This window comes from Pontibacter sp. BAB1700 (genome assembly GCF_000277005.1).
GTDB classification, from domain to species: domain Bacteria; phylum Bacteroidota; class Bacteroidia; order Cytophagales; family Hymenobacteraceae; genus Pontibacter; species Pontibacter lucknowensis.
Genome location: NZ_AKIS01000223.1, coordinates 1 through 9580, shown reverse-complemented (window position 1 = coordinate 9580; position 9580 = coordinate 1). Strand labels below are relative to the sequence as shown.

Sequence of the window (9580 nt, the reverse complement as noted above, 5' to 3'; positions counted from 1 at the left end):
GTGGATATGACCGTGGGTGGCTCCAACAATGTGAACGGCAACATTGATTATGTCACCGCACTCAATGTTCCAGCCGGAAAAATAGGCCGTGAGCTAAACACTCGACTGGGAAGTCTGATTGGCAATGAAGCACTAAAGACTTCTGATCGAATTACACTAAACCTGAACATTGGAGGTACACTCTCTGAGCACGTGTGGCTTTGGCGGGTGGCAGTGCCAAGGGGCAGGCCAAGGATTTGGTAGAAAGCGTTGTGAAGAGCAAGGTAGATGACGCTAAAACGCAGCTGGAGCAGAAGAAGCAACAGGTGCAGGACAGCGTACGCAACGAACTTGAAAGAAGAAAGACGGAAGCCGAGGACAAAGCCCGTCAGGAACTGGAGAAGAAACGACAGGAAGCTGAACAGCAAATCAAAAAGCAGGCAACAGACAAGATCACTGATTTTCTGAAGCCGAGAACCAAACCAGCTACACAGCCAGCTAAGCCTGATACTACTAAAGTTCAGCAATAGTGCCTTGAAATACAGTGTAGGCCGCTATGCTTAGCTTAGCGGCCTATATTTTTTTATAGCTATATACTTTTGTGCAACTTTATCCCGTTTATTCGTATAATGGTTGCTATTTAGCACCGTAGTGGTTTAAACTTAATCCAATTTCTATGAGAACTAAATTCTTGATTCCTTTTTTAATGAGTGGCCTGGTATGGTTTAGCTCCTGTGACAGCGAAACTGACAGTAATGGCACAGCCCGTATGGAAGTGCGCATGACGGATGCCCCGGGCGACTATGAAGAGGTGAACGTGGATATTCGCTCTGTGCAGATCCACAAGGAGAATACTGACAGCGAAAGCGGCTGGCTCACACTAGACGAGATCAACCCAGGCGTTTACAACCTACTTGACTTCGCCAACGGACGTGACACGCTGCTGGCTTCTGCTAACCTACCAGCTGGCACTATCTCCCAAATTAGACTGGTGCTTGGCGATAATAACTCCGTGAAACTGAAGAATGGCACTGTAGTCGATTTGAAGACGCCGAGCGGACAGACTTCAGGACTGAAGTTACAACTGAACGCCGACCTAAGAGAAGATGTGACCTACGTGGTGCTGCTGGACTTCGACGCAGCCAAGTCGGTTGTGGCCAGAGGTAACGGACAGTATAACCTAAAGCCAGTTATCCGTACTGTGACGCAAGCTATAGCAGGCGCTATACAAGGCAGAGTAACGCCTGCCGAGCTAAAGCCAGGTATCTATGTGATCTCCGCTGCGAATGACACCATCGGTGGATTTGCAAATGAAAACGGTGACTTCCTGATTAAAGGTGTAAGAGCAGGCACTTATACCGTTAAGTTCTATACCGAGAATGACGAGCACAACAAAACAGTCGAAAACGTGACTGTAGCACAGGACCAGGTTAAAAGCATTGGCACGATTGATTTGATGGCCGAGTAATCCTGAACAATAATCTATTTGGCAATAGCCAATAAAATCAACACCATATAAAAAAGGAGCCCTTCGCTACGAAGGGCTCCTTTTTTATGGGCAGTATAATTTCTTCTGCCGTAAAATTTCTGTTAACCAATCAGTATACCTGACCCATGAGCTCACGCACATACGTCACGTAGTCAGTGTTAGGCGGGTTGTGGCCGCACTTGCGCAGGTCAGTGGCTACCTGGGCCCGGTGATAAGTGGCGTGGTTGAAGGCGTGGGTCAGGATGTCGAGCACGCGGGTGCTATACTTGTGGCCCTGGCTGTTGGTGTAGTCGATCAGGCGGTTGAACTCCTCCTCATCGGAGTTGGCTACCAATTCGGCTATTTTATAAGAGGCATACTGGTGCAGCTTATGCAGTTCCTCCAGCGTATGCTCCTGCCATACCTTCACGGGGCTCTCGGTGCCGGTGATTCGGGCGATCCAAATGGCCTGTGCGTTAAGGGCGTGGCTGAATAGGCGGCCCGAGTTAGACGGCAACTCTGGCAGCGAATCGAATACATCTAGCATCGTCTGGTTTGCCCAGATGTTATATTCCGAAAGGTTCTTTAATACGTCGTTTCCAGTCATCTTTAATTATATTCTCTTTTATCTTCCCAAATTAAGGTCTCGTTTGTGCGTGTGTCTAAAAAGTCCGGGCAGCGGCCATCGCCCTCACCCGTAATGCCGCCCTCAGGCTCACACAGCAGGTTGCCATCAGTATCGTATACCCTGGCAGGAACGTCGCAACAACGACTGGTCAGGTAGTAGACCTCCTGCTCGTTGTAGGTATAGCGGTATACCTTAGCCGGCGGATTGGCTACGTCTTCCTGCTCCAGTTCCCTGATAAGCTCGCTCAGCCAGCCAGTTGGGGTATCACGCTCCTGCTCCACTTCAGTGGTAACTACAGCACGCTCCTCTGTCGTTCGGCAACTTGCCGAAGCGATCATAACAGAGAAGGCAAGCGCCCACTTGACGGGTTTTAATAAAGGCATAGCGTTCACTTTTTTCAAACGGTGCGCAAAGGTAGGGATTTATGGTTAAACACTGGTCATGCTACGGCGTTATACCTAATGCTGTCAGTATAAAGAGTGTCCTATCAGGTATAGCAAAACGATCTGCAAGCTAGTATCAAACTAAGACCTAGCATTGAGAGCAGGTCTGGTTTTCTAGGCTATCCCTTTACTTGCGCCAATTACAATTCAGTGTTTACGTAGTCAACCCAATAAGGTATGAAGATAAACAGCCCAACAGCCACGGAGGTGATAGCAGCCATCAGCACACCGCCGGCAGCCAGGTCCTTGGTTTTACCTGCCCATATATTTTCCTCCGGTGATACCAGGTCGGTAAGCGTTTCGATGGAGGTGTTGAAGATCTCGGCCATCCAAACCAGGCCTATGCAAAGTATCAACAGGCACCACTCTACCCGCGTGACTTCAAAGCGATAAGCCATGACCAGCACGATGATGCTAGCCAGCACATGCAGGTGCATGTTCGGCTCGGAGCGGAATACGGCTGTCATGCCCTTAAAGGCAAACCGGAAACTGTTGTAGCGGCTTCTGATAAACGAGGGTCGGCTCATAAGGGAATATATCAGGGTGAGAATATTCAGTTTTTTCTATAATATACTGAAGATAAAGGTATAAAGTTAAGAGCCTGCCCCGCCTTGCTATTCTGCAAAACGGATGGCTGCCTGATTAATACAGTAACGAAGCTGTGTGGGAGTGCGTGCGTCTTCGAATAAGTGGCCCAGGTGCTGGCCACATTTGCTACACAGCAGTTGCGTGCGCTCTCGGTCATACGTACGAAGCTTCTTGTGGATAACATGGTCACCAATCTGTGCCCAGAAGCTTGGGAAGCCGGAACCGACCTCAAATTTCTTGCTGGCCTCAAACAGTGTATGGCCACAGCAGGTACAGACGTAGGAGCCGGTTTCATGCGCCCGGTCCGCTGCCGATACCTGCTGCCTGTGCCTGAACATTTGCTTAGGGCTATACCTTCGGTTTACTTCTCCAGGTCTTCGACCGGTACAAATTTCATAGAGAGGGAATTGACGCAGTGTCGGACATTTTTCGGGGTAAGGTATTCCCCTTCGAACACGTGCCCCAGATGACCGCCACAGTTGGCGCAAACAATCTCGGTTCGGTACCCGTCCGGGTCAGGTATGCGCTTCACAGCACCCGTTATTTCATCATCAAAGCTTGGCCAGCCGCAGTTCGACTCAAACTTGTACTCAGAGGTATAGAGCGGCGCATTGCAGCGGCGGCACAGGTATACGCCCTCCCCCTTGAAGAGATTGTACTCCCCGGTTCCCGGGTATTCGGTGCCCTTGCGCACAATGATGCGCTCTTCGTCCGGTGTCAGTTGGTTATACTCCGATGGGTCTTTCGCAATTTTCATAAGCTTATTAGTAATTAGGTTGTGTATACGCAGGTATACAAATAACGCACCGCAAGGGCTTGTCCTGACAGGATGGCGCAGGTATACTGTACTGACGGGTAATTGTTAAGCCCCTTGCCCCACATGCTGCGACAGACCACCATCCATAAAGTAGCTCGATCCGGTGACATAATCTGAATCAGAAGAAGCCAGAAACAGCGCTACCTTAGCAATCTCTTCAGGTTTGCCGGCCCGCTTCATCGGGATGTTCTGTTCACTTTCCTGGCGGGCCTCTTTGTCATCAACCGCCTCCTGGTTCATAGGGGTCAGGATCATGCCGGGGCAGATGTTGTTCACGTTGATTCCGTCTTCTGCCAGTTCCAGCGCCAGGGTGCGGGTAAGATTGCGCACACCGGCCTTAGAGGCACAGTAGTCTGCCGTGCCTGCCGACACGATCTCTTCGTGCACCGACGACACATTGATGATCTTGCCTTTGCCGCCCTTCTGTTTGCGGTGCCTGATAAAAGCACGTGAGCAGAAGAAGGTGCCGTACAGATTGGTTTTGATCGTTCTGTCGAAAACTTCGGTGTCCATGTCGGCTACGTTGATGCCAGAGCCGTTTACCGCAGCGTTATTCACAAGTATATCGATGGAGCCGAACTCATTGAGGGACTGCTCAAAGAGCTTTTCCACAGCCTGCTCGTCACTGATATCCACCTGCAGCACCAGGCCCTTGCGGCCGTGCTTCTTTACTTCATTCAGCGTCTCTTCAGCGCCTTCTTTATCGGTGTGGTAAGTAACCACTACGTCAGCTCCTTCTTTGGCGTATTCGATTGCGGTCGCCTTTCCAATGCCCGAGTCGGAGCCGGTGATCAAGGCAACTTTGTTTTTTAGTTTGTCCATTGCTTAGGTTTTAGAGGTATAGGTGTAAAGCATAAGTAATCATACTTATGGTAATGGCAGATGGTTGTGATGCTGTGGAAAGCAAGTTGAGGGATCTCTAAGCAGGTATTATGACCAAAAGCAGCCAGGTGGGCGAAACTACTGCGACAGCCGGTATATGAGCGGGTGTCGATTGGCTACAAAGTGCGCCACAGTTTCGGCTGAAATGGCAGCGGGGTAAGTCATGAGCAGCAATGTAAGCGGCTGTTGCCCCGGGTGGTAAGGAGGCTGTTGGTAATAGTGATCATTCAGTATAAAACCGCTCTGCTCATAAAACCGGATACGGCGCCGCTGAATTTCTTCGTGCGGTGGCTCCACTTCTAAAAGCACAGGCCTTGTACTGCGGCCTGTGAAGGCCTCCAGTATAAGTTTTCCATAGCCCCTACCGCGCAAAGCCGGAACCGTGGCAAAGTGCTCGATGTAACTTACTTCCTCAAAGCTCCACCACAGCAGTATACCTACCAGTGCATCCTCCTGCAATATAAGCTCAAAATGGTAGTTGGCATGGGACATGATGTCGAGCTGCCAGTCCAAAGGTCGCCGCTCTTCCAGCGGAAAAGACTGTTCGTACAGCTCCCAGGCTTCATGGAAGAGACGGTGTGATGCATCTGTTTGTCTGACGTTGTCCATACCATTGATAACTGTACTTTGCCTGCAATTTAAACTTTAATGTTTTGTGCACTACTCAGGTATATTTGCTTTAGGTTGCATGCATAAAAAAAAGCAGCCCTTTGCAGAGCTGCTTTCCAGTTAATTACATTCCAACCTTACTCTTCTAATTTAAGTGGGTAATCCGTGCAGCGGGCCTCTACTACTCTGAAGTTGCCATACTGTTTCTTTAGTGAAGCAGTAGGGTCTGCGTTTACAGGTATAAGCTGCTTTTCGCGACGCTGCGTTTCGATCTGGAGTGCCTCGCCTAAAGCGGTGGCCTCTGTGGCTGCGATCTTGAACATGGTGCCGGGCTTCATGCCTTTGGCCTCAAAAATTACGTTGCCTCTGCCTCTCTGGCCATCTTGCTTCGACTTTACAGTGACGTTGGCAGGCTGCTGACCGGTGTACTCCAGCCACAGGGTGTGCACATCCTGGTAGCGGGCATCATCGTAGCGTCCCTGCCCTTCAACGCACAGCTGCAGACGAGCCACAGCACCAGAACCTACTGTACTACGCTCATCCCCGAAGGTAACGATGGCCTTAGCCACACCAGGTATATTATTGAAAGACACGATCACCGTTGAGTTTTTCTCTCCTGTCGGAATCTCCTTACTTTCGATGAGCTGTCCGTTACGGCTGTAAAGCTCTACTTTAGAACCCTTGTCTTCGGCGGCAATATCTGTGAAAACCATGGTCTTCATGGTAACAGTGCTCACAGGAGAGAAATCCAATATCAGCCGACCGCCTTTGCGGTTAGCCTGCTTGCCGGAACCATCCCCTACCGTCAGCAGACCTGACATGGCCAGCATGTTGGCATCCATTCTGTTAACAAGGTCAGTGGCGGGATCGTGTGCGTCAAGCAAAAGGGCCTGCGTCTCCTGCAAATACTTGCCGTTGTTCCCTCTTTTCTGTGCCTTTACAATCATCACGCGCCGTCCTCCTCTATTACATCAGCAGTGCGTGGCAGCGTGCCTTCACCAAAAGACTGTACCAGGTTGCAGGTTGTCGGGTCATAGCCAATCAGGTTATCGTCCTGGTTAACGGCCATGGGCTCCGCAACGTCATGCTCATTGTCACGCTCACAAGAAAAAAGGAAAAGACTGGCAAAAGCCATGGCGAGGGTTTTTGTACTGAATGCTTTCATAGGAAATAAACTAGGGTGAAAAATAAACAGAATGCAGCCTGTGAACCAGTCACAGGTATATACATATAAATTGTATTATATATCGTTAATTGATTTAATTAATATTAAGTGAAGGCGAACCTTTTGCAATACGGTCCGACTGACCGGAATGTCTCTGTTTTATAATACGAGGGGATAATCCACTGATTTGAAGCTTCTGAATTGGGATACGTGACTTCTTTCAGAACGGTTTGTGGAATTGTGCTAAAATTTGAATTTTTTATGACGGGCTACTGAAAAATTGTCCTAAAATTTGATTTCTGAAAGGATTCTTTAAATTCAACAAAGACTAGAAGTTTGTACAGAAATCGATCGCAAATAAAAAAGGCAGCCCTGTAGAGGCTGCCTTTTGCTAGTGCGTATGTTGCGTGTTAGGGGAAGCTTATTTTTTCAAGCTGCCAATCATATCCTCTGGCTTCACCCACTCGTCGAACTGCTCGTTTGTAAGATGGCCGAGTTCGATGGCTGCCTGACGAAGCGTGGTACCCTCTTTGTGCGCTTTCTTCGCAATGGCTGCGGCTTTGTCATAACCGATGTGCGGGTTCAGGGCAGTCACCAGCATCAGGGAGTTCTCCAGATTATGCTTGATGCGCTCTCTGTTTGGCTCTATACCTACGGCGCAGTGCTTGTCAAATGAGTCGCAGGCGTCACCGATCAGTTGAGCGCTCATTAGCAGGTTGTAGATCATCACCGGCTTGAACACGTTCAGTTCGAAGTGGCCGTTCATACCACCCACAGAGATTGCCACGTCGTTACCGATCACTTGGGCGCAAACCATCGTCATGGCTTCTGCCTGCGTCGGGTTTACTTTACCTGGCATGATAGAAGAGCCTGGCTCGTTTTCAGGTATAAGAATCTCAGCTATACCTGAGCGCGGACCAGAAGCCAGCAAACGGATGTCGTTGGCGATCTTCATCAGCGATACGGCTAATTGCTTCAAGGCACCTGAGGTTTCCACCATGGCGTCGTGCGCAGCAAGGGCCTCAAACTTGTTTGGAGCCGTGCGGAAATCGTGGCCGGCGTACTGAGATATTTTTTCAGCAACCAGCTCAGCGTAACCAGCCGGTGTGTTCAGGCCTGTACCTACGGCAGAGCCGCCCAGTGCCAGGTCCTTCAGGTGATCCAGCGTGTTCTCCAGCGCCTTCATGCCATACTCCAGCTGCTTCACGTAGCCAGACAGTTCCTGGCCCAGTGTCAGTGGCGTAGCGTCCATCAGGTGTGTACGGCCGATCTTCACCACATCCATAAACTCTTCTGACTTCGCCTTCAGCGTGTCGTGCAGTTTCTTCACCATTGGCAGCGTGTGCTCCACCACTTTCTTATAAGCGGCGATGTGCATGGCTGTCGGGAAGGTGTCATTTGATGACTGCGACTTGTTCACGTCATCGTTCGGGTGAATCTTCTTTTTCTCGTCCATCAGGCTGCCACCCAGCACCACGTGCGCACGGTTAGCCACCACTTCGTTCACGTTCATGTTTGACTGTGTGCCCGAGCCTGTCTGCCATACCACCAGTGGGAACTGGTCGTCCAGCTTGCCTTCCAGGATTTCGTCGCATACCTGCGAGATAATGTCTGCTTTGTCCTGCGCCAGTACACCCAGTTCAGCATTGGCCTGCGCCGCCGACTTTTTCAGGATAGCAAAGGCTTCAATCACCTCTTTCGGCATCTGCTGACCACCGATGGTGAAGTTTTCTTTTGAGCGCTGTGTCTGCGCGCCCAGTATTTGTCGGCAGGCACCTCAATCGGGCCCATCGTGTCTTTCTCTACGCGAACTTGCATATCGTTTATACTTAGGTTTAAAGGATCAGTTTAACTGTGGCAAAACTACGAAAAATATTCTTTTAAGGCCGCTTTGCAGGTATAATCAAGGTATAGCGCATACCTGCGAGTCTACCGTATCACACGCTTGCCGGAGCGGTCAGCCATCAGGGCGATCATATCCAGCGAAACAGGCTTTAGGTAAGCTGTGTTGAGCACCGTCTGGTCTTCAAACGTGATCAGGTATTCTCCCTCCGTGCCCATGTAGTGAATGCTTTCAATGGCGGCGTGCGGGTAAGTGCGTTCCTGATTGAGCAGGTTGGTCACCTGCACCTGGTTTTCGTCCACATTCACATGCCAGCGCATGGCAAACCAAAGCACAACCAGCGAGAAACCCAGCATGACACCAAACAGGATGCTGTAGAGGCGGATGGAACGAAGTCCCTCCTGCTGGCGCAGGTACTGCTTGTAGAGGTCATAGTCCTGGTTGAGCAGCGTGCTTTGTGAGAGTCGGAGCGGTAGCAGCGCTACGGTGAGGCCTAACAGCAGGCCTGGCGCAAAGAAGGCTTTGAAGTTAGGTGTCATCACGAACATCTGCTCAGAAGACAGGTGCAGAATGCTGGAGAGCATGGCCAGTGCCCCTGAGAAGAAAACGGACAGCACCGAAGCGAATACAAAGTAGGCCAAAGTTAACTGCCACTCCTTCTTTTGCAGGTAGCGGGACTCGTCAGCACTTAATTTAGCCTGCTGCCCTGCCGGTGACAGCCGACGTAGCGCATAACGGAGCACAGGTAGCAATATGGCTACAGCTATGAAACTCAACAGCAGGCTTTTCAGAATATCTATCATGGTAAAAAGGTGTTTGGCGTAAAATTAACACGCAATACCCAATTTACGGCAGAAAAACAGCAGTATCCACTTAATAAGTGATAGTTTGGTCGTAAAGGAATGACATGGCATGACTTAAGCAGCGGTCGGATAATAAGCCCCTAAAATGTTGCAGAAGATGCAATATTTTAGTTATTTTTGATGACCTAAACATTGAACTAAGTGCTTCTGCCGGCCGTTGTTTTGCGCAAGGCCGGTGTTTTTTTGAATAGCCTGTTCATTTATCTATGAAACTTTCCAATCTCGTAGCGTTTGTCAGGGAGTATCTGATCGCGATCTCATCTTTTCTGCTTATTTTTTTACTCACGCTTTTTAT

Annotated in this window: 13 protein-coding genes and 1 pseudogene; 3 read left to right on the top strand and 11 right to left on the bottom strand. The window is 49.7% G+C overall.

Annotated features, from left to right (window positions below):
* The 3 genes from O71_RS26135 to O71_RS20335 all read left to right on the top strand — a co-directional run.
* Nucleotides 1-243: hypothetical protein (locus O71_RS26135; RefSeq protein WP_237717926.1), on the top strand; the 243-nt coding region annotated here is incomplete at its 5' end.
* Nucleotides 201-509 (top strand): hypothetical protein, encoded by a 309-nt coding sequence (locus O71_RS20340; RefSeq protein WP_155801042.1) that lies wholly within the window; start codon nt 201-203, stop codon nt 507-509. The genes O71_RS26135 and O71_RS20340, both read left to right, overlap by 43 nt.
* Nucleotides 510-655: 146 nt before the next feature.
* The gene (locus O71_RS20335) at nt 656-1447 is read left to right on the top strand and encodes a DUF4382 domain-containing protein (RefSeq protein WP_007660881.1); all 792 of its coding nucleotides are present in this window, start codon (nt 656-658) and stop codon (nt 1445-1447) included.
* Nucleotides 1448-1577: 130 nt separating this feature from the next.
* Here the strand turns inward: O71_RS20335 and O71_RS20330 are convergent, their stop codons facing one another.
* From O71_RS20330 to O71_RS20280, 11 genes and pseudogenes are all read right to left on the bottom strand, one after another.
* The gene (locus O71_RS20330; RefSeq protein ID WP_007660880.1) at nt 1578-2054 is read right to left on the bottom strand and encodes a DinB family protein; all 477 of its coding nucleotides are present in this window, start codon (nt 2052-2054) and stop codon (nt 1578-1580) included.
* A 2-nt stretch (nt 2055-2056) separates the two neighbouring features.
* A complete protein-coding gene (locus O71_RS20325) occupies nt 2057-2458 on the bottom strand; it encodes a hypothetical protein (RefSeq protein WP_007660879.1) in 402 nt (133 codons plus the stop codon).
* Nucleotides 2459-2658: 200 nt separating this feature from the next.
* Complete coding sequence (locus tag O71_RS20320) at nt 2659-3045, bottom strand: diacylglycerol kinase family protein (protein WP_007660878.1); 387 nt, start codon at nt 3043-3045, stop codon at nt 2659-2661.
* A gap of 87 nt (nt 3046-3132) precedes the next feature.
* Nucleotides 3133-3444 (bottom strand): peptide-methionine (R)-S-oxide reductase, encoded by a 312-nt coding sequence (locus tag O71_RS20315; RefSeq protein WP_007660877.1) that lies wholly within the window; start codon nt 3442-3444, stop codon nt 3133-3135.
* 23 nt (nt 3445-3467) lie between these two features.
* Nucleotides 3468-3863 (bottom strand): methionine-R-sulfoxide reductase, encoded by a 396-nt coding sequence (locus tag O71_RS20310; RefSeq protein ID WP_007660876.1) that lies wholly within the window; start codon nt 3861-3863, stop codon nt 3468-3470.
* A 105-nt stretch (nt 3864-3968) separates the two neighbouring features.
* Complete coding sequence (locus O71_RS20305; protein ID WP_007660874.1) at nt 3969-4745, bottom strand: SDR family NAD(P)-dependent oxidoreductase; 777 nt, start codon at nt 4743-4745, stop codon at nt 3969-3971.
* A gap of 138 nt (nt 4746-4883) precedes the next feature.
* The gene (locus O71_RS20300) at nt 4884-5414 is read right to left on the bottom strand and encodes a GNAT family N-acetyltransferase (RefSeq protein ID WP_007660872.1); all 531 of its coding nucleotides are present in this window, start codon (nt 5412-5414) and stop codon (nt 4884-4886) included.
* 137 nt (nt 5415-5551) lie between these two features.
* A complete protein-coding gene (locus tag O71_RS20295) occupies nt 5552-6364 on the bottom strand; it encodes a hypothetical protein (RefSeq protein WP_155801041.1) in 813 nt (270 codons plus the stop codon).
* Nucleotides 6361-6579, bottom strand: a complete 219-nt coding sequence (locus tag O71_RS20290; protein WP_007660868.1) for a hypothetical protein — start codon at nt 6577-6579, stop codon at nt 6361-6363. Before O71_RS20290 ends, O71_RS20295 begins: the two co-directional genes overlap by 4 nt.
* Before the next feature lie 421 nt (nt 6580-7000).
* Nucleotides 7001-8397: pseudogene (gene fumC / locus O71_RS20285) on the bottom strand (class II fumarate hydratase).
* Between the two features lie 111 nt (nt 8398-8508).
* Nucleotides 8509-9225, bottom strand: a complete 717-nt coding sequence (locus O71_RS20280) for a hypothetical protein (RefSeq protein ID WP_007660856.1) — start codon at nt 9223-9225, stop codon at nt 8509-8511.
* Nucleotides 9226-9580: the final 355 nt, after the last annotated feature.

Excerpts from the sequence above, each read along its gene's own strand:
- O71_RS20335 (WP_007660881.1), top strand. The coding sequence starts at position 656 with ATGAGAACTAAATTCTTGATTCCTTTTTTAATGAGTGGCCTGGTATGG.
- O71_RS20330 (WP_007660880.1), bottom strand. The coding sequence starts at position 2,054 with ATGACTGGAAACGACGTATTAAAGAACCTTTCGGAATATAACATCTGG.
- O71_RS20325 (WP_007660879.1), bottom strand. The coding sequence starts at position 2,458 with ATGCCTTTATTAAAACCCGTCAAGTGGGCGCTTGCCTTCTCTGTTATG.
- O71_RS20320 (WP_007660878.1), bottom strand. The coding sequence starts at position 3,045 with ATGAGCCGACCCTCGTTTATCAGAAGCCGCTACAACAGTTTCCGGTTT.
- O71_RS20315 (WP_007660877.1), bottom strand. The coding sequence starts at position 3,444 with ATGTTCAGGCACAGGCAGCAGGTATCGGCAGCGGACCGGGCGCATGAA.
- O71_RS20310 (WP_007660876.1), bottom strand. The coding sequence starts at position 3,863 with ATGAAAATTGCGAAAGACCCATCGGAGTATAACCAACTGACACCGGAC.
- O71_RS20305 (WP_007660874.1), bottom strand. The coding sequence starts at position 4,745 with ATGGACAAACTAAAAAACAAAGTTGCCTTGATCACCGGCTCCGACTCG.
- O71_RS20300 (WP_007660872.1), bottom strand. The coding sequence starts at position 5,414 with ATGGACAACGTCAGACAAACAGATGCATCACACCGTCTCTTCCATGAA.
- O71_RS20290 (WP_007660868.1), bottom strand. The coding sequence starts at position 6,579 with ATGAAAGCATTCAGTACAAAAACCCTCGCCATGGCTTTTGCCAGTCTT.
- O71_RS20280 (WP_007660856.1), bottom strand. The coding sequence starts at position 9,225 with ATGATAGATATTCTGAAAAGCCTGCTGTTGAGTTTCATAGCTGTAGCC.